General features: G+C 74.4%; 14 protein-coding genes. 8 read left to right on the top strand and 6 right to left on the bottom strand.

The features are described 5' to 3' along the window. Nucleotides 1-60 precede the first annotated feature (60 nt). Together O7635_RS27950 and O7635_RS27945 are read left to right on the top strand one after the other, a co-directional pair. A complete protein-coding gene (locus tag O7635_RS27950; protein WP_278083462.1) occupies nt 61-954 on the top strand; it encodes an arginase family protein in 894 nt (297 codons plus the stop codon). A gap of 42 nt (nt 955-996) precedes the next feature. Next, nucleotides 997-3,339: a helix-turn-helix domain-containing protein gene (locus O7635_RS27945; protein WP_278083461.1), complete on the top strand. Its 2,343-nt coding sequence runs from the start codon at nt 997-999 to the stop codon at nt 3,337-3,339. 11 nt (nt 3,340-3,350) lie between these two features. On the opposite strand, the gene O7635_RS27940 is transcribed toward O7635_RS27945, so the two are convergent. Beyond that, a complete protein-coding gene (locus O7635_RS27940) occupies nt 3,351-4,289 on the bottom strand; it encodes a BTAD domain-containing putative transcriptional regulator (protein WP_278083460.1) in 939 nt (312 codons plus the stop codon). Between the two features lie 104 nt (nt 4,290-4,393). Between O7635_RS27940 and O7635_RS27935 the strand changes: the two genes are divergently transcribed. From O7635_RS27935 to O7635_RS27925, 3 genes are all read left to right on the top strand, one after another. Then, nucleotides 4,394-7,111, top strand: coding sequence for an AAA family ATPase (locus O7635_RS27935; protein ID WP_278083459.1), 2,718 nt, complete (start codon nt 4,394-4,396; stop codon nt 7,109-7,111). Between the two features lie 81 nt (nt 7,112-7,192). Beyond that, nucleotides 7,193-7,981, top strand: a complete 789-nt coding sequence (locus O7635_RS27930; RefSeq protein ID WP_278083458.1) for an alpha/beta hydrolase — start codon at nt 7,193-7,195, stop codon at nt 7,979-7,981. Continuing rightward, entirely contained in the window at nt 7,978-8,718 is a 741-nt protein-coding gene (locus O7635_RS27925) for an MBL fold metallo-hydrolase (RefSeq protein ID WP_278083457.1), read from the top strand. The genes O7635_RS27930 and O7635_RS27925 overlap by 4 nt, the downstream gene beginning before the upstream one ends. A gap of 38 nt (nt 8,719-8,756) precedes the next feature. On the opposite strand, the gene O7635_RS27920 is transcribed toward O7635_RS27925, so the two are convergent. The 3 genes from O7635_RS27920 to O7635_RS27910 all read right to left on the bottom strand — a co-directional run bounded on the left by O7635_RS27920 (nt 8,757) and on the right by O7635_RS27910 (nt 16,139). After that, nucleotides 8,757-14,204 carry a biotin carboxylase N-terminal domain-containing protein gene (locus O7635_RS27920; RefSeq protein WP_278083456.1) on the bottom strand — a complete coding sequence of 1,816 codons (5,448 nt, stop codon included), beginning with the start codon at nt 14,202-14,204 and terminating at the stop codon, nt 8,757-8,759. Between the two features lie 203 nt (nt 14,205-14,407). Beyond that, nucleotides 14,408-15,202: a methyltransferase domain-containing protein gene (locus O7635_RS27915; protein WP_278083455.1), complete on the bottom strand. Its 795-nt coding sequence runs from the start codon at nt 15,200-15,202 to the stop codon at nt 14,408-14,410. A gap of 19 nt (nt 15,203-15,221) precedes the next feature. Next, nucleotides 15,222-16,139 (bottom strand): LysR family transcriptional regulator, encoded by a 918-nt coding sequence (locus tag O7635_RS27910; RefSeq protein ID WP_278083454.1) that lies wholly within the window; start codon nt 16,137-16,139, stop codon nt 15,222-15,224. 70 nt (nt 16,140-16,209) lie between these two features. Between O7635_RS27910 and O7635_RS27905 the strand changes: the two genes are divergently transcribed. Together O7635_RS27905 and O7635_RS27900 are read left to right on the top strand one after the other, a co-directional pair. Continuing rightward, nucleotides 16,210-17,115, top strand: a complete 906-nt coding sequence (locus tag O7635_RS27905) for a DMT family transporter (protein ID WP_278083453.1) — start codon at nt 16,210-16,212, stop codon at nt 17,113-17,115. Next, a complete protein-coding gene (locus tag O7635_RS27900; protein ID WP_278083452.1) occupies nt 17,112-17,375 on the top strand; it encodes a hypothetical protein in 264 nt (87 codons plus the stop codon). The genes O7635_RS27905 and O7635_RS27900 overlap by 4 nt, the downstream gene beginning before the upstream one ends. Nucleotides 17,376-17,382: 7 nt before the next feature. Here O7635_RS27900 and O7635_RS27895 read toward each other — a convergent pair whose 3' ends face one another. Beyond that, complete coding sequence (locus O7635_RS27895; protein ID WP_278083451.1) at nt 17,383-18,186, bottom strand: PRC and DUF2382 domain-containing protein; 804 nt, start codon at nt 18,184-18,186, stop codon at nt 17,383-17,385. 114 nt (nt 18,187-18,300) lie between these two features. Then, nucleotides 18,301-18,984 (bottom strand): cyclase family protein, encoded by a 684-nt coding sequence (locus O7635_RS27890; RefSeq protein ID WP_278083450.1) that lies wholly within the window; start codon nt 18,982-18,984, stop codon nt 18,301-18,303. A 92-nt stretch (nt 18,985-19,076) separates the two neighbouring features. On the opposite strand from O7635_RS27890, the gene O7635_RS27885 reads away from it, so the two are divergent. Continuing rightward, nucleotides 19,077-19,508 (top strand): hypothetical protein, encoded by a 432-nt coding sequence (locus O7635_RS27885; protein ID WP_278083449.1) that lies wholly within the window; start codon nt 19,077-19,079, stop codon nt 19,506-19,508. Nucleotides 19,509-19,536: the final 28 nt, after the last annotated feature.

The following is a 19,536-nucleotide window of genomic DNA, read 5'->3' as shown; positions in this document are numbered from 1 at the left end:
CGCCGCGGCTGGCATCGGCCGATCGGATTCTTGTCGGTGGTGCGTGTGAGCATGACGGGCATGGATGTTCGGTGGGGATTGCTCGGGGTGCCGTCCAGCGCCGGCGCGCACACGCCCGGGCTCGAGCAGGGGCCGTCCGCGGTGCGGGCCGCCGGTCTGGCCGAGCTGCTGCCCGGCGGGGTGGCCGACCACGGTGACGTGCCGGGGTTCCGCTGGCGGCCCGATCCCGGGCGGCCCACGGCGAAGAACGCCGCGGCGGTGGCCCGCGTGGCCGCCGACACCGCCGCCGCGACCGCGCGGATCCTGGCCGCCGGGCAGACGCCGCTCGTCGTCGGCGGCGACTGCTCGATCACCGTCGGGGTGGTGGCGGGCTTCGTCGCGCACGGATCGCCGCCGGCGCTCCTCTACGTCGACGGCGGGCCCGACCTCTACACGCCCGACACGCGGGCCAACGGCAACCTCGACGCGATGGGGGTGGCCCATCTGCTGGCGATCCCGGGGCACGTCCCCGAGGTGGCCGGGCCGCGGGCGCCGCTGCTCACCGCGGGCGAGGTCGTCTCCTACGGCCATTCGCTGCCCGAGGGCGACGTGGAGCTGGCGTTGCTCGACAAGCTCGGCATCTTCCACGTGCACGCCGACGAGGTCCATGCCGATCCGGCGGGCGCGGCCGCTCGCGCCCTGGCGGCGATCGAGGCGGCGGGGCCACGGTTCGTGCTGCACTGCGACGTCGACGTGCTGTCGTTCAACGACACCCCGCTGGCCGACGTCCCCGACTCGGGCGACGAACCCACCGGCCTGCGCCTCGGCGAGCTGGCCGCGAGCCTGGCCGTGTTCACCGCGAGCCCGCGCTTCGCGGGGCTGGTGCTGACCGAGATCAACCCCGACCACGCCCCCGAGCCGGCCGATCTGCGCCGGTTCGTGACCACCTTCGCCGGGTCGCTCGCCACTGGGTGATATCCGCTGGGCCGGCACACACAGAAGGTGTTCGATGTGGACATGGCGGCACACCCACTGCGGGTCCTGCGGCGGCGGCTGGGGCTGTCGCAGGAGGAGCTGGCGGCGGCCACCGGGTTGAGCGTGCGGAGCATCCAGGCGCTCGAGTCCGGGCGGGTCCGCTCGCCCCGGTCGACCACGATCCGGCTGCTCGCCGACGCCCTCGGCCTCCGCGACGCCGAGCGTGACCGTTTCGTGCGGGCGCTGACGGGCGACGACCTTGTGCCGTCCCCCGCCCAGCTCCCGGCCGACCTGCCCGACTTCACCGGGCGGGAGCCGGTCGTCGAGCGGCTGGTCGAGGCCCTCCGGCCGGGCGGCCAGCCGGTGGTGGTCGCGATCTCCGGGCTCGGCGGCGTCGGCAAGACCAGCCTTGCGCTGCACGTGGCGCACCGGGTCCGCGGCCGCTATCCCGACGGGCAGCTCTTCGTCGACCTGCGGCACGCCGGGCCGGCCGAGGCGCACCAGGCCGCCGGCCGCTTCCTGCGCGCCCTCGGCACCCCGGCCGGGGCCGTGCCGACCGACGCCGCCGAGCGGGCCGCGCTGCTGCGGTCGGTGCTGGCCGACCGGTCGGTGCTCATGGTGGTCGACGACGTCCCCGGCGCCCGCGGCGTGCTGCCGCTCCTGCCCGGCGCCGGGCCCGCGGCGCTGCTGCTGACCAGCCGAGCGCCGTTGGCCGGCCTGCCGGTGACGGTGGCGGTCGACCTCGACCTGTTCTCGGTCGACGAGGGCGCGCGCCTGCTGTCGACGGTCACCGGCGCCGACCGGACGGCGGCCGACCCGGCGGCGGTGGCCGCGGTGGTCGACGCCTGCGGCCGGCTGCCGCTCGCCGTCCGGCTGGCCGCGGCCCGCCTGGCCGCGCGGCCGGCCTGGTCCATGCGGGACCTGGCCGACCGGCTCATCGGCGACCGCCGCCTGCGGGAGCTCGGCCCCAGCGCCGAGGAGGCGGTGCGGGCCAGCTTCGCGCTCAGCTACCAGGCGCTCTCACCCCGGCTCGCCGACGCCTTCCGGTTGCTCGCCCGGCCGCGGCTCGGCGACATCTCCGTCGACTCGGCCGCCGCCACGCTCGACCTCGACGCGGGCACCGCCGCCGAGATCGCCGAGGAGCTGGTCGACGCCCGGCTGCTGCTCTCGCCGGGCCCCGGCCGCTACCGCTACCACGACCTGGCGCGGCTGTTCGCCCGCGAGGTCTCGCACGCCGTCGACCCGCCGGACACCACGGCCCGGCTCGTCCGCCGGCTGGTCGACGGCTACCGCAAGACGGCCGTCGCCGCGCTGCAGACGATCGACGAGCTGCCCACGCCACCGTTCGCCGACGCCGCCGCGGCGACCGGGTGGCTGGCGGCCGAGGCCCCGCTGATCGTGGCCGCGGTCGCGCTCGCGGCCGAGGTGCGGGCCGACGTCGACCCGGAGGCCTGCGCCGACCTGGTCCGCGCCCTCGGTCCCCAGCTGCGGGCCGCGGGCGAGTGGGACGGGTGGCAACGGCTCGCCGACGCCGTACGCGAGATCGCCCTCCGCGACGGCAACGGCCCCGCGGCGCTGCTGGCCACCATGAACCTGGGCCACCTGGCGATCCTGCGCACCGACTACACACTGGCCGGCGGGCACCTGTCGGCCGCCGCGGCGCTGGCCCGCACGCTCGGCGACCGCGCGGCGCAGGCCCGCACCCTCAACCTGATCGGGCTGCTGCGGTTCTGCGAGGCCAACCCGCGGGCGGCGATCGAGGCCCACCGGTCGGCGCTGGACCTCTTCGAGACGCTGGGCAACGTGGCCGGAGCGGTCAACGCCCGCATCAACCTCGCGAAATGCCTCGCCACCCAGGGCCGCGGCGCCGAGGGCCTGGCCGTACTGACCGAAGCCCGCCGCCAGGTCCCACCCGGCGCCGAGGTGGCCGGCGTGATGCTCCGCCACCAGACGGCGCGCTGCCTGCACGCGCTGGGCCGCCACGCCGAGGCGCTCGCCGAGCACGAGACCTGCCTCGAGGCGACCCGGCGCCACGGAATGCGCGAGGGCGCGGCTTATGTGCTGAGCGAGCGCGGCCTCACCCACCTCGCCGCCGGCCAGCCCACCGCGGCCCGCGACGACCTGACGGAGGCGGTGCACGACTTCGAGCGCCTCGGCGACCGCAACGCGGCCGACACCTACCGCGTGGTCCTGGGCCTGGCCCACCGCGCCCTCGGCGACCTGCCCACAGCCCAACAGCTCTGGCGCGACTCGATCAAACTCCCCGACCCGGCGAGCGCGGCGGACCCAGCGAGCCTGGCCGAACCAGCGGGCGCGGCCGACCCGACAGGCGCGGCCGACCCGACAGGCGCGGCCGACCCGACGAGCGCGGCCGACCCGGGATAGCGGCGGCGCCGTCACGTCCCCGGCGGGCACGTCGGGCAGCTGAAGCCGCCGGCATCGGCCACGAGGCCGCGCACCTCCGCCAGCAGCACCCGCACCTCGGCCAGCAACCGATCGACCCGAGCCCGCTCGACCGGCGCCGCACCGGCATGCGGCGCCGGCCTGGGCCGGCGGCCCGGGCTCCGGCTCGCAGCCGTGCCGGCGGCGGGCGACGCAGCGGGTCGGGCGGGTGCGGTCTGGCCCGATCTGATGCGGGCCTCCAGCTCTCGCACGGCGGCCCCGGGCTCGACCGCGAACTCCGCACGGACCTGGCGGCGGTGCTCCTGGCACACCTCGAGCGCCCGCGCCGCCCAACCGCATTCCCACAGCGCCGTCGCCAGCTGGCAGGTCAGGCGCTCCCGGAGCGGATACCGCTCGGCCACCGCCGCCAGCTCCGCCAGCAGGTCCGTGTCCCGGCGGGCCGCCAGCTCCAGGTCGAACAGCCGCTCCCAGGCGTCCCCGCGCAGCGTGTCCAGGCGGGTGGCGACCCGGCCCAGCGGCCCGCCGGCCACTCCTTCGAGCGCGTCGCCGTGCCAGAGGCGCAGGCCGGCGCGGAGGGCCGCGACCGCCGCGGCCCGGTCGGGCGCCGCGGCCGACCGGACCGACGCCTCGAACGCCAGCGCGTCGACGCGGTCGGCGGCGACCATGAGCGTGTAGCCGCCGTCGCCGCGGATCACGGTCGCGCCCAGCGCGCGGCGCAGGCCGGCCACGCAGTTGTAGACCTGTTCCCGGCAGGTCGCCGGCGGGTCCTCAGGCCACAGCGTGTCGACGAGGTGGTCGACGGCGACCGGGCGGCCCGCGTTCAACGCCAGCAACGCGATCGCCCGCCGGGCGCGCAGGCCGCGGACGGCGACCGGGGCGTCGGCGGCGTACACCCGCACGGGTCCGAGGAGGGCGATCCGCATGAGCACCATGCGCTCACGGTGTCCCATTGGCGGGACGCAGACCACGCAGTGGGGCCGCAGTTGACCCGAAGTTCCGACGCGGCCGCGCAACAGTGGCTGGATAAGCTGCCGGCGTGCGGCTCGTCGGGCGCGACTCCGAGTGCGCGACCCTGGACGCCCTGCTCGCGCAGGCGCGGTCGGGGCACAGCGCGGCCCTCGTGCTGCGCGGCGAGGCCGGCGTCGGCAAGACCGCCCTCCTGCGGCACGCGGAGCGGTCGGCGGCCGCGGCCCACACGATCAGCGGCGTCGAGTCCGAGGCCGATTTCCCGTACGCCGCCCTGCACCGGCTTCTCCTCCCGTTGCTCCCGCAGCGGGACCGGCTGCCCGACAGCCAGCGGGCGGCCATCGAGGTCGCCTGCGGCCTCGCCGACGGCCCACCGGCTGACCTGTTCCTGGTGAGCCTGGCCGCGCTGACCCTGCTGGCGAGAACGCCGCGGCTGTTCGTCGTCGACGACGCCCAGTGGCTCGACCGGGAGTCCCTGCGGGCGTTGGCCTTCGTCGGCCGCCGCCTGCACGCGGAGGGCGTGGTGCTGCTCTTCGGCGTGCGACCCGAGGCCGGCGACGCGGACCTGCTCGCCGGCCTGCCCGTCCTGGAGATCGGCGGCCTGCCGCCGGACGAGGCGACGCGCCTGCTCGCCGAGGTGGTCGGCGCGCCCGTCGACCCGGACCTCGCGCGGCGGATCGCGGACGCCACCGGCGGCAACCCGCTCGCCCTGACCGACCTGGCCCGCGAGCTGACCACGGCCCAGCTGCGCGGTTCCGCCCCGCTCCCCGACCCGGCGCCCATCGGCAGCCGCCTGGAGGCGCACTACTCGGCGCAGGTGTGGGGCTACCCGGCCGAGACACGCACGTGGCTGTTGCTCGTCGCGGCGAACGCGGGCCGCAGCACGAGCACGCTGGCCGCCGCCGACCGGCTCGGCATCGACGCCTCGGCCGCCGGCCCCGCCGAAGCGGACCGCTTGGTCACCGGGTCGCCGCCGGTCGAGTTCCGGCATCCGCTGGTCCGCTCGGCGGTCTACGGCAGCGCCGCGCCCGCCCAGCGCCGCGCCGTGCACGCCGCCCTCGCCGCCGTCACCGACCCGGGCACCGACGCCGACCGGCGCGCCTGGCACCTCGCCGCGGCCAGCACCGGTCCGGACGAGGCGGTCGCCGCCGAGCTCGAACGCGGCGCCGACCGGGCCGGCGCCCGGGGCGGCCACACCGCGCGGGCCGCGTTCCTGACCAAGGCCGCCGAGCTGACCGTCGACCCGGAGCGACGGGCCGTCCGCCTGGTCCGGGCGGCCGAGGCCGCGCACAAGGCCGGCGCCGCCACCCGGGCCCTGCACCTGCTGAAGGAAGGGGCGCGCGCCGTCGAACCCGAGCGGGGCACCGCGCTGCTGATCCAGGCGAACGCCTCCGTCACCGCCGGGGTGCCGCAGGCCAACCGGCGCGCCTCCGCGATCTGCCTCGCCGCCGCCGAGGCCTTCGGCGCGACCCGGCCCGAGCAGGCCAGGGCGGCCGTGCTGCACGCCGTCGAGCACGCCATCACCGTCGAGCACCTCATCGAGGACACCACCGAGGCCGACCTCGCCGCCGCGGCCCGCCGGCTCGCCGGCGACCGGCCGACCGGGACGGCCGCGCTGCTCCTCGCCGGCTACGCGGCCCTGATCGAGGACGGCATCGGGCCCGGCGCGCAGGCCCTGCGGCGCGCGGTCGCGGCCGTCAACGACCCGCGGCTGCCCGCCGCCGAGCTGCTCCCGCATCTCGTCGTGGCGGTCCACCTGTGCACGGTGCTCTGGGACGACCGGGCACGACAGTCCATCTTGGACCGTGGCGAGGCGGCCTCCCGGCGGACCGGCGCGTTGCAGGCGTTGGGCGTCATCCACTTCATGGCGACGATGAGCGACACCGCGCTCGGCCGGCTCACGGAGGCCGACCGGCACGACATGGCCGGGATCCGGCTGCGCCGGGCGATCGGGATCACCGCCGAGCGCGAGCTGGTCTGGCGCCATCCCGAACTGGTCGCCTGGCGCCTCGGGCGGGCCGAACGCGACACGCTGCGCCCGGCCCTTGACCTCTTCCACCAGGTCGGCCTCGGCTCGATGGTGACGCTGACCCAGCACAGCCTGGCGATCAGCGACCTCGGCCACGGCGACTACGCGTCGGCCCGTGACCGCCTGCGCCCGCTGGTCGAGCCGGGCCGGCCGGGCCGCTACGCCCGCGTCCTGCCCGATCTGGTCGAGGCCGCCCTGCGGGCCGGCGACCGCCGGACCGCCGAGAGCGCCTGCGCGGACCTCGCCGAGGCGGCCCGCCGGGCCGGCACCCCGTGGGCGCGCGGCCTGCTGCACCGGTCCCGGGCGCTGCTGGCCGGCGCCGACCAGGCCGAGGAGCACTACCGGCAGGCGACCGAGACGCTGACCGGCACGCTCGCCCACGGCGACCTGGCCCGCGCGCACCTGGTGCACGGCGAGTGGCTCCGCCGGCGCCGCCGCCGGCGCGACGCCCGCCAACAGCTCACGACCGCGCTGGAGATGTTCGAGGGGGTCCGGGCGACCGCGTTCGTCGACCGGGCCCGCCGGGAGCTGGCCGCCCTCGGCCACACTCTCGACCGACCGGCGCCCATGGACGACCAGACCGCCCTGACCCCGCAGGAGGCCGCCGTCGCCCGCCTCGCCCGCGCCGGCGGCACCAACGCCGAGATCGCCGCCCACCTGTTCCTCAGCGCCAACACCGTCGACTACCACCTGCGCAAGGTCTACCGGAAGCTCGGCGTGGCCTCGCGGCGCGAGCTGCGCGACGTGTTACACGACTGACTACGTGCCGCACGGGATGCGGCGCTGGGCGCGTTCCCACGACGATCGCGCCATGCCGCCGTTTCTGAAGGAGCACGACGCATGAAACCGATCGTTCTGGTCCACGGCTTCTGGGTCACCCCGCGCAGCTGGGAAAACTGGATCACGCACTACGAGGCCAAGGGCCACCAGGTGATCGCGCCGGGCTACCCGGGCTTCGAGGTGGAGGTCGAGGCGCTCAACGCCGACCCGACCCCGATCGTCAACGTGACCGTGCCGCAGATCATCGAGCACATCGAGGAGCAGATCCGCGCGCTGCCCGAGCCGCCGATCATCATCGGCCACTCGGCCGGCGGCGCGTTCACCCAGATCCTGCTCGACCACGGCTTCGGCGCGGCCGGCGTCGCGCTCAACTCGGCGCCGACCGAGGGCGTCCGGGTCGTGCCGCTGTCGCAGGTGAAGTCGACCTTCCCCGTGCTGAAGAGCCCCGCCAACCGGCACAAGGCGGTCCCGCTGACCTTGGAGCAGTGGACCTACGCGTTCACCAACACGTTCACGCCGGAGGAGTCGCGCGCCCTCTACGAGCGTTACGCGATCCCGGCCAACGGCGGCATCCTCTGGGGCAGCGTGCTCGCCAACTTCCAGCCGGGCCACCAGGACACCTGGGTCGACTACCACAACGACAACCGCGCGCCGCTGCTGTTCGTCTCCGGCTCCGAGGACCACATCATGCCGCCGGAGATCCAGCGCTCCAACCACAAGCACTACAAGTCCAACACCGTCACCGAGATCCGCGAGTACGAGGGTTACGCGCACCTCCTGCCCGCCCAGGCGGGCTGGGAGCGGATCGCCGACGAGGTGCTGGAGTGGGCGCTGGCGCACGCCAAATGAGGATCACCCACATCGGCGGGCCGACCACGCTGATCGAGATCGCCGGAGTACGGCTGCTCACCGACCCGACCTTCGACGAGCCGGGCCGGCGGTACGCGTTCGGCCTCGGCACGTCGTCGGTGAAGCTCACCGGGCCGGCGGTGCCGGTGTCCGCGCTCGGCCGGATCGACGCGGTGCTGCTCACCCACGACCACCACGCCGACAACCTCGACGACGCGGGCCGGGCGCTGCTGCCGTCCGTCCCGCGGGTGCTCACCACGGTCAGCGGCGCGGGCCGGCTCGGCGGCAACGCCACCGGCCTCGCGCCGTGGCAGAGCGCGACCGTCGCCGAGGTCGAGGTGACCGCCACGCCGTCCCGGCACGGGCCACCGCTGAGCCGCCCGATCGTCGGCGACTCGATCGGCTTCGCGCTGCGGCCACCGGGCGCCGACGCAGTCGTCTGGATCTCCGGGGACACCGTCTTCTTCGGCGGCGTCCGCGAGGTCGTCGAGCGGCTCACCGTCGACACCGCCGTCCTGCACCTGGGCAAGGTGGGCTTCGGGCTGACCGGCCCGGTGAAGTACACGATGGCCGGTAGGGACGCGGCCCGGCTGGTCGCGCAGCTCAAGCCCCGGCGGGTGGTGCCGGTGCACTACGAGGGCTGGTCGCACTTCCACGAGGGTCGCGCCGAGATCACCGCGGCCTTCCCGCCCGACACCCTGACCTGGCTGACGCCGGGCGTCGCGCAGGAGGTCTGAGCGGCCGGGCCGGGCCCCCCGGCCCGGCCCAGCGCGGCTCAGGCCAGCCCGCGCTCGATCGCCTCGATGATCCGCGGGCGCAGCTCGGCCGCGCTGATGATGGCGTCGACCGAGCCGACCTCGACCGCGCGCTGGATGCTGTGTACCCGGTCGAACTCCGCCGCCACCTCGCCCAGCTTCTCGGCCCGGACCGCCGCCTGCACCTCGGCGAGCTGCGCGTTGAGCGCGGCCCGCTCGGCGCCGCTGGCCGCCGACACCGCCGCCTGCAGGTCGGTGACCCGCCGGTCGGTGGCGGTGCGGTTGTTGACCTCGCCGGAGAAGACCACCGCCGCGGCCGGCGCGCCGCCGAGCACGGAGGCGAACGAGCCCTCCAACGCCAGCACCGTCATGTTGGGGTTGAGCGCCTTCGAGAAGACCACGAACGCGCCGCCGTGGTAGCGCGAGATCACGCAGAACACGATCGGGCCCTCGAAGTTGACGATCGCCCGGCCGATCTCCGCTCCGTATTCCAGCTGGAGCTTGCGCATCGACTCCGGCGAGCCGTCGAAGCCGCTCAGGTTGGCCAGCACGACCAGCGGCCGGTTGCCGGACGCGGCGTTGATCGCCCGGGCGGTCTTCTTGGACGACCAGGGGAACAGCGTGCCCGCCGTGTAGGCGTCGGGGCCGTCGGTGGGCGGGAAGCCGCGCCGCGGCACGGAGCGGGACTCGATGCCGATCAGGCACACCGGATAGCCGCCGATGTGCACGTCCTGCACCGCCGAGGTCTCCGCGTCGGCCATCCCGGCCCACCGTTCCAGCACCGCGTGGTCCTGGTCGGCCAGCGCCCGCATCACCGTGCGGATGTCGAAGGCCCGCTTGCGGTCCGGGTTGTGCGCGGCCGAGAAGATCTCGCCGACCGTGGTGAAGTCGCTGCCGGCGAAGACGTGCGGGAAGTCCGACACGTCGCGGTCGACGGGGTCGTTGGTGCGCGCCCGGCGCGGCGTGCGCTCCCCCGGCACCACGTAGGTGTGGTCGTAGTGCGCCATCAGCACGTCGCGCGCGGCCGCCAGGTTGGGCGCCCAATATTGCGCCTGGCCGTTGGGCCCCATCACCCGGTCGTAGCCGCCGATGCCGTAGTTGTCCTCGGCCGACACGCCGCCGGAGAAGTCCAGCGCCTGCTTGCCGGTGAGCACCATCGCGGAGTCCGGCGTCATCACCAGGATGCCCTTGGTGTGCATGAGCATCGTCGCCTCGGCGTTCCAATACGGCTGGGCGCCGACGTTGATTCCCGCGACGACGATGTTGATCTCACCGCCGGCCTGGGTGAACGTGACGATCCGCTTGAGCGCCGCCGCGACCCAGTCCATGTTCTCGGTGCCGGAGCTCATCGAGATCCGGGCGCCGGCCGACAGCGCGAACCACTCCAGCGGAACCCGCATGCGCTCGGCGAGGTCGAGGGCCGCGATCACCCGCGCGCACTCCGGTTCCGACAGCGCGCCCAGCGCCTTGGTCGGGTCGCCGAGCAGCACGACCCGGGTGATGCCCTCCGGGTGCCGCTCGGTCGGGGTGGTCACCACACCGGCGACGATCGCCGCCGCGTTGCGCCCCTTGGGCCGGTCGACCGGCACGAGCGCGCCGTCGACGAGGTCGTGCTCGACGAAGTCGCCGAGCATGGCGGTCAGCTCGTACGGGTAGACGTTGCCCCGCCGGGCCGCCCGCAGCACCTTCTGCCGGTAGTCGTCGATCGGGCGCAGCGGCTCCGTCGACGGCTTGTCGACGTGCAGGGTCGCGCCGTGCCCCGGGTCGAGCGTGATCCGGACGGCCGCCTCGGCCAGCTCGCCCGCCGCGTTGCGCTGCCGCGCGATGAACTGCACCTCTTCGAGCCCCGCGCCGGCCGTGGTCGGCAGGATGCGCTGGACCAGCGCCTCCAGCTCCTCGCGGGTCAGCTCGGTCGACGGCCAGACGTACATCATGATGCGGTTGGTGTCGTAGCGCCGGTTCTGCGGCCGCTGGGCCTGGATGTTGCGGATCGCGTCGAGGCCCGCGGTGATCGCGTCCTCCAGCGCGGGCAGCGCGACCAGCCGTCCGTCGGCCTCGCGCAGCGGCGTCAGGTCGCGGACCTGGCCCATGGCGATCAGGCGCTCGTCGGCCGGGTTGCTCCGCGCCGCGGCCTTGAAGAGATAGATCTCCTCGTCGGCCGACGGCAGGCGGGTCAGGTCGAACTCGCGGAGCCGCTGGAGCTGCAGCCGCTGGGCGATCTGCGGGTGCAGGCCCCGGATCAGCCGGTCCTCCACAAAGGACGCGCCTTCGGGCCGGAACGTGAAGTGGTGGTGCACGACGGCGCCGCTCGTGCCGGCGATCGTCGTGGTGATCCGGCGTACGCCCTCGGGCAGCGGACACGCGTCGATCAGCTCCTGGAGCCGCACCGCGACCGCGTCGGCGTCGGGCTGGTCCTCCCAGGTCACGTAGAGGTCGGCGACCAGTCCCCGCGGTGACGCGTCGGTGGCGAACCCGGCGACCGCGCCCAACGCGTCGGGCAGCGCCGCGATGTCGACGGCCGTCGTGACGACCCGGGTCGCGCCCCGGGCGCCGGTGTGCTCGGCGGTGACGAACCGACAGCCGGCCGACTCGCGCACGGTGACCGCCGACAGCGCCCGGTTGCCGTAGTAGCGCCGGGTCAGCACCTCCAGCAGCGGCGCGTGGTCGCGGCCGGCCCGGCCGGCCCGCTGGCCGATCAGCCGGACCAGCGGCTCGTTGCTGGCCACCATGGCCTGGATCCGCTCGGCCCGATCGGGTGCGTCCGGGTGCTGGTCGAGGTGACGCAGGTCGGCGCGGACGGCGGCGTAGACCTTGGCCCGGTTGCGGCGCAGCAGCGGCTGCGCGAACCAGCGGAACACGATGCCGCGGGCCAGGTCGGAGACCGCCGGGAAGCGCACCTGCGTGGCCGCGACCAGGTGCTCGAGCGCCAGGCCGGCGCGCTCGCCGAGCGCCTCGGCCGGCGGGGCGCCGGCCAGCCACTGGCGCAGCAGCTCCGAGACGATCGCGACCGAGGTGCTCATCTGCTGCTGGGCCAGGAAGATCCGGAAGACCGCGGCCTCGAGCTCCGGCGTCGGGTCGAGCCCGTCGACGCCGTAGTGGGCCAGGACCGTGGTCAGCTTGGCCTTGAAGCTCTCGGTGACACCGGCCCGGTCGACGTCGAGGCTCTGCAGGTAGCTGTGGAAGAACTCGCGCGGGCTGTGCACCGGGCCCTCGGGTTCGGCGTCGATCTCGCCGGCCGGTTGGTTGCGGCTCAGCTCCGACAGGTCGGCGAACACGGTGAGCAGGCCCAGCTCGCCCTCGATCGGCGGCACGTTGCGCTCGGCACGGGCCGCCAGGTAGGCCGACAGCACCCGCTTGTGGTCGCGGGCGTCACCGTCGAAGCCGAGCAGCAGGCCGCGCAGGTCGGCGAGGCCCCGGGCGACCCGCTCGGCCGCCGAGCCGTCGGCCGGCGGAGCGGGAAGCTCGATCTCCGTGGCGGCAGTGGCGGCCTCGACGGCCTCCTCGCCGCCCAGCGGCTCGAGCCGCATCAGCGGGGCGCCGGTCTCCACCTGGCTGCCGACCGCCACCGGGCACTCGCGGACCCGGGCGCGGAACGGCGCGCGCAGCACCGTCTCCATCTTCATGCTCTCGAGCACGAGGATCGGGGCGCCGGCCTCGACCTCGTCGCCGACCGCGAGCGGCTTGGCCACCACCAGCGCGGGGGCCGGTGAGCGGACGACACCGCCCTCGTCCCGGCTGACCCGGTGGGTGACGCCGTCGACCTCGACGAGGTGCACGGGCCCGTGGGTGGCCGAGACGATCCGGAAGCGGTTGCCGTTGACCACGATCTGGCCGCTGTGCGCGTCGAACCGGTCGAGCTCGACGTCGGCCCACGCGTCGCCGATCCCGACCCGGAACCGCCGCTGCGCGACCCGGGCGACGCTGACCCGGTAGCCGGCGCCGCGGAGCTTGAGGTCGAGCGGGCGGCCGGGGTCGTGCTGCACCTGCGGACGGCCGCCGTGGGCGGTGGCGAGCAGCCGGCGGAGGCTGATCTCCTCCTCGTCCTCGTAGGCCTCGATCGCGGCGACGGCCAGCGCGACCGCGGAGTGCCGGTGGCTGACCAGGCGGCCCTGCGCGCGTACGCGGTCGATCCAGCCGGTGTCGGCGGTCGCGTCGACCACCTCGGGCTGGTCGAGCAGGTCGAGCACGAAGCTCTTGTTGGTGGCGCCGCCCTCGATGATCACGGTGGTCTCGGCCATCGCCCGGCGGAGGCGGCCGAGCGCCTGCTCGCGGTCGTGCCCGTACGCGATGATCTTGGCGATCATGGAGTCGAAGTCGGCCGGGATCGTGTCGCCCTCGCTGACGCCGGTGTCGACCCGGATGCCCGGGCCGGCGGGCAGCACCAGCCGGGCGATCCGGCCGGGCGCGGGCGCGAAGTCGCGGTCGGGGTCCTCGGCGTTGAGCCGGGCCTCGATGGCGTGCCCCGACTCGGGCGGTTGCGGGCCGGTCAGGCGACCGCCGGCGGCCACGTGCAGCTGGAGCCGGACCAGGTCGGTGCCGGTCGTGATCTCGGTGATCGGGTGCTCGACCTGGAGGCGGGTGTTGACCTCGAGGAACGCGAACAGCTTCTCGCCGGGGTGGTAGAGGAACTCGACCGTGCAGGCGCCCCGGTAGCCGACCGCGACCGCGAGCCGCTCGGCCGACGCCTTGAGCTCGGCGGTCTGCTCGGGCCCGAGCACCGGCGACGCCGACTCCTCGATGATCTTCTGGTTGCGGCGCTGCACCGAGCAGTCGCGGACGCCGAGCGCCCACGCCGTGCCCTGGCCGTCGGCGATGACCTGCACCTCGACGTGCCGGGCGCCGGTGACCAGGCGCTCCAGGAAGACGACGCCGGAGCCGAAGGCGCGCAGGGCCTCCTGGCTGGTCCGCTCGTAGGCCTCCGCCAGGTCCGCACCCGACGCGACCATCCGGATGCCGCGGCCGCCGCCACCGGCCGTGGCCTTGAGCATCAGCGGGTAGCCGATCCGCTCGCCCGCCGCCAACGCGTCGTCGAGGGTGGCCACCTCGCCGCGGCTCCACGGCGCGACCGGGACACCGACCTCCTCGGCGATCAGCTTCGCGCCGATCTTGTCGCCGAGCTTGCGCATCGCCTCGGCGCTCGGGCCGACGAACGTCACACCCAGCTTCTCGCAGAGCTCCGCGAACGCCGGGTCCTCGGCGACGAATCCCCAGCCGACCCAGGCGGCGTCGGCGCGGGTCTCGACCAGGGCGCGCTCCAGCACGGCGTGGTCGAGGTAGGGCCGGGCCGAGGCGGGACCCAGCGGGTACGCGATGTCGGCCGCGCGCACGAACGTGGCGGTGCGGTCGGCGTCGGTGTAGAGCGCGACCGTCTCGATCCGCGTACCGGTTTCCGCCGACAGGTCCCGGACGGCGTGGATGAGCCGCATCGCGGCCTCTCCACGGTTGACGATGGCGACACGACTGAACACCGGTTGAGCCTCCTACTGGCGCATCTGCGGGAGGCGGCGTCCGGATCTCGGGCTGTCGCCTGCACCAGCCCACACCTTGCCCGATTACCCTCCGGTACACCAACGCACCACCCGCGCACGGCGTGGCCGACACGTTGTGGAGACTCCACAAAACACGAATCACTGTCCGTAGCGGACCGATTCTGATCGGGTGAACCCGCGCGCTAGGTGGCGACGGACCTGACCAGAATCTCGCCGTGCGGCACGAGGAACCAGCCGTCGTCCGCTGCGGCCCACTCGCGCCAGCCGTCGGCCAGCCGGCGCAGGTCGGACAGGTCCGCCAGGCCGAGCGCGACCGCCCGCTCCCCCAGCGCCGAGCCGACCACGCGGTCGGCCCACATGCCGCCCCACCAGGCGCGGTCCGCCGGCGTGGCGAAGCACCAGGCCGACGCCGTGGCCGTGGCGTCCAGGCCGGCGGCCCGGGCCCAGGAGAGCAGCCGGCGGCCGGCGTCGGGCTCGCCGCCGTTGGCCCGGGCGACCCTGCGATAGAGGTCGCGCCACTCGGCGAGCGCGGGCACCTCGGGCCACCAGGCGAAGGCCGCGTAGTCGCTGTCCCGGGCGGCGACGACGCCGCCCGGCCGGCACACCCGGGCCATCTCCCGCAGCGCCGCGACCGGATCCGCCACGTGCTGGAGCACCTGGTGCGCGTGCACGACGTCGAACGTGTCGTCGGCGAAGCTGAGCGCGTGCACGTCCTCGACGGCGAAGTCGACGGCCAGGCCGCGGTCGGCCGCCACCGCGCGGGCGGCGTCGAGCGCGGCGGGGGCGGTCTCCACGGCGGTGACCGCGGCGACCCGCTCCGCCAGGTCGGCGGTGATCGTGCCGGGTCCGCAGCCGACGTCGAGCAGGCGCGCGCCGGGTGTCAGGTGCGGCAGCAGGTAGGCGGCGGAGTTCGCGGCGGTGCGCCAGCGGTGGGAGCGCAGCACCGACTCGTGGTGCCCGTGGGTGTAGACGGCCATGCCGCCGACCGTACGCCGGTCATCCTGAGATGCGGGAGGGCACTCCTACTTCTTGGGACAGGGCGTCGACGAGCGCGCGGGTCGGCGGGTCCTGCGACCGGCGGCGGGCGACGGCCACGCCGATGTGCCGGGCCGGCCGCGGCGCCTCCAGCGGCACCATCGCGAGCCCGTCGGCGTCGGCGGTCAGCGCGGTGTGCGGCACGAGGCTGATCCCGACGCCGACCCGGACGAGCGACTGGGCGAACACGTAGTCGGTGCCGCGGCAGGCCACGTCGACCTCGAAGCCGGCCAGCGCCGCGTAGTGGTCGAGCATGTCGGTCGCGGACAGGCAGCCCTGCACCCACCGCTCGCCGGCCAGGTCGGTCATGGTCAGCGACTCGCGGCCGGCCAGCCGGTGACCGGCCGGCAGGACTATCCACATCGGATCCTCGAGCAGCGGGATCCAGGTCAGGCCGGAGCGGTCGTCCGGTCGTACCGGTGGCGGGCCCTCGAAGTGATAGGTGAGCGCGAGGTCGGCGGCGCCCGAGCGCACCTGCAGGAGGCTCTCGTCGGGTTCGCTCTCCAGCACGGTCAGCGACACCTCGGGATGCGTCGCCCGGAACCGGATGAGGGCCCCGGGCAGCAGCCGCTGGCCGCCGCTGGCGAAGGTCGCCACGGTCAACCGCGGGCCGACGGTCGAGAGCCGGGCGATCTCGCGCGCGGCGCAGTCGAGCTCGGCGGCGATCGTGTCGGCCGTGTCGACGAGCACGCGCCCCGCCTCGGTGATCTCGACACCCCGGGTGCTGCGGCAGACGACGCTGGTGCCCAGCGACCGCTCCAGCGCGCTGATCTGCTGGGAGACGGCCGACGGCGTCAACCGCAGCGCCGCGGCGGCCCGGTTGAAGCTGCCGTGCCGGGCGACCTCACGGAACACGCGCAGGCGCTGCACATCGATCATCAGTTTTCCTTAACACGAGCAACCCAAATCATCACTACCGCTTCATACGGTACGGCGCGAAGCTCATGCTGTGAATCGTCGAGCCTGGATCCTCTTCGCCATCGTCGCCGTGCTGTGGGGCATCCCGTACCTGCTGATCAAGATCGCCATCGAGGAGCTCTCGCCCATGATGGTGGTCGCCGGCCGGGTGGCGGTGGCCGCCGCGGTCCTGGTGCCGGTCGCCGCCCTGCAGGGCACGCTGGGCGCGCTGCGCCGCCACTGGCCGCCGGTGGTGTTCCTCGGGATCGTCCACATCGTCGGCCCGTTCCTGCTGATCACCTACGGCGAGGTGCACATCAGCTCGTCGCTGACCGGCCTGCTGATCGCCATCGAGCCGGTGCTGATCGCGCTGCTGATGATCCGGGCCGAGCCGCTCACCCGGGTGCGGGTCGCCGGCCTGGCGCTCGGCCTGGTCGGCGTCGGTGTGCTGGTCGGCCTCGACGTCTCCGGCGACCGCTGGGGCCTGCTGGGCGCGGGCATGATCCTGCTGGCCACCCTGATGTACGCGGTCGCCACGGTGTACGTGCAGCGCAAAGCCGCCGACCTGCCCCCGACCGCGCTGGTGGCCGGCACCACCACGGTCAGCACGGTGGTGCTCGCGCCGTTCGCGGCGTTCACGCTGCCGACCGCGCCGGTCAGCGCCGGCTCGTGGACGGCACTGCTCGCGCTGGGCCTGCTCTGCACCGCGGTCGCGCTGCTGGCCTTCTACCGGCTGATCGGCGAGGCCGGCCCCGGCCGCGCGGGCCTGGTCACCTACGCCAACCCGGTGGTCGCCGTCCTGCTCGGCGTGGCCATCCTGGACGAGCCCATAGGGCTGAGCACGGTGCTCGGCTTCGCGCTCATCGTCGCCGGTTGCTGGCTGTCCACCCGCCCGACCGCCCCGGCGGCGCCCGCTCTGGCCCGCGAGACCCGCAGCCCGGCACAATCCTCGATGTGACGAAATGGGAGTACGCCCGGCTCGAGTACCGCGCCGCCGGCACCTACGGTGAGGACCAGTTCATGGACTGGAACGCCACCTTCCACCACGCCGGCGGCGCGCAGCGGTGGGGCACCGACGAGCGCTTCAACGACATGCGCCACCTCAACCGGGCGGGCGCGGCGGGCTGGCAGGCCTACGACCGCAGCGCGACCTACTTCCCCAACGAGCCGCACCGCCTCTACGGCGTCACCTACTCGCTGCGCCGCCCGGCCGAGTAGCGGTGCTTCAGTCGAGGTCCATCTTCTGTTCGTTGGGCAGGGCGGCCTCGATGTGCTCCCTGCGGATCTCGCCACGGACGGTCTCCTGGTCCGTCACGGTCTCCTTGACCATGCGGATCCGTTCGATCGGGACCGTCTCCTTGCTGACGATCGCGTGCTCGCCGTAGAGCTCGATGTCGAGCTCCGACTCGGTGAGGTCCGCGCCGGACGTGGCGGCCGCCCAGTTCTCCTCGGTGATCGGCTCGCGCACCAGGCGGACCTCCTCGTGGGAGACCGGCACGGTGATCTGCTGTTCCTCGGTCACCACGTACTTGCGCAAATGCGCGACGCCGATGCGCTCCCGTTCGGTGCCGACCGTGAGCCGCTCCTCCGATCGGGTCATGACGTTGTCGGCCATGGCCCGGTCCTCGACCACGTCGGCGGCCGTGTAGCCGGCGGCCGACGCGCCTCCCGCGGCCGAGGCGCTTCCGGTGGCCATGCCCGCGCTCCCACCCGCACCCGACATCCCGTAGTAGTCGTAGAGGCGGGCGAACTCGTCCGCCGCGAGCGGTTCGGTGCTCGACCCGTCGATCCGTGGCGCGTCCTTCACCGCGGACCGGTCGAACGGCACCATGAGCCGGCCCCGTCGCATGTCCGCGTCCGCGAGCGGCACCATCGACTCCTTGGAACCGAACATGCCGGTCTTCAAACTGGCCCATGCCGGCGAGCCCGCGGCGTCGCCCCACACGTGCCCGACTGTGCCGATCTTCTCGCCGTTGCTGCCGTACACGTCCCGGCCGGTCAGCTTGGCGGCATCTTGAGCGTTGATCATTGTGCAGCTCCTCTCTCCCCGCCGGTACCCGCGACCAGGCAAAACCCACATATTTCGTGAATTGCGCCCCGCACCGGAGATCGCGGGTGTGTAGTGGAGAAAGGGAGAACCTGCCTACCAGGTCGCGAACACGCGTGCCTGACCGCCGGAGCCCCCTTCGTAGGGGATCAGGCCCACCATGACCGTCGCGCCGCGCCTCGGCAGGCGGTGGAGGTTGGCCACGTTCTCGACCCCGTAGCGGTCGGCGCCGAGCAGGGCCAGGTGGGTGTCGAAGGTGGCCGAGACGCCGGGGTCGATGCTGAGCGTGTCGACGCCGAGGCAGCGGATGCCGCGCCGGCGCAGCAGCCACTCGCACGCGTCGACGCTGAACCCCGGGAAGTGCAGCGTGCCGGCCGCGTCGGTGCCCCGGTAGGCGTCCGGGTCGCCGACCTTCGCGCCCCAGCCGGAGAACATGAACACCGCCGCGCCGCGCGGGATGCGGTCGTAGCGGCGTTCGTGGGCCAGCAGGTCGTCGACGCTGACCGTGGCGTCGGGGTCGCGGGCCGCACGGCGGGCGATGTCGACGACCACGACCGGCGCCACGAGTTCGTCGATGCCGATCTCGGTGGCCAGCCGGCCGCCCGCGACGAAGTGGCCGGGCGCGTCGACGTGCGTGCCGTAGTGCTCGAGGATCCGCCACTCCTGCATGGAGAAACCCCCGCAGCGCCCTGACCTGCGGAGGTACGCGCAAACGGCCCGTGACCAGGGGATTTGACCCCACGCGGACTCACACTCACTCACGGCATTTCGCGGCGGCATGTGCCCCAGATGTGCCCCAACTAGACGGGCCCGGCAGGTGCTGGAACACCTGAGCGCCGGGCCCCCTGAATCGCCCCAGGAGGCGACCCCCCATGACCGTACTGCCCTCGGTCCCGTTCACGTTCCTGCCCTGCCCGGCCTGGTGCCAGGAAGAGCACGAAGACCAGTTCGCGCCGCTCGACGTCCGGCTGCACACGAAGAAGATTTTCGAGGGGGGACGCGGCCTGCGGGTCGTGGTTTCCCGTGCTGACGTCGCGATCGACACCGACGACCAGGACGCCGGCAGCATCGGCGACCTCGCAGTGCAGGCGGACGCGGGAGACGGTGTCCTCAGTGTTGCCGAGGCGCGGGTCTTCTCCGTCGCGCTGCAGGAGGCCGCGTACCAGATCGAGGGGTTGCGGGCGTCAGGCCTCGTCGCGACCGGCGCGCTTGCTGGCCCACTCGCGGACGTCCGCCGAGCGCCAGATCCGGCCGACGCTCAGGTGCGCGACGGGCTCGGGGAAGGTGGGCCGGTTGGCGAGTAGTGCGGCCCGCTGCTTCGACACGCCGAGG

Source organism: Asanoa sp. WMMD1127 (genome assembly GCF_029626225.1).
In the GTDB taxonomy this organism is placed as follows: Bacteria; Actinomycetota; Actinomycetes; order Mycobacteriales; family Micromonosporaceae; genus Asanoa.
This window is presented reverse-complemented; position numbering and strand designations above follow the sequence as displayed.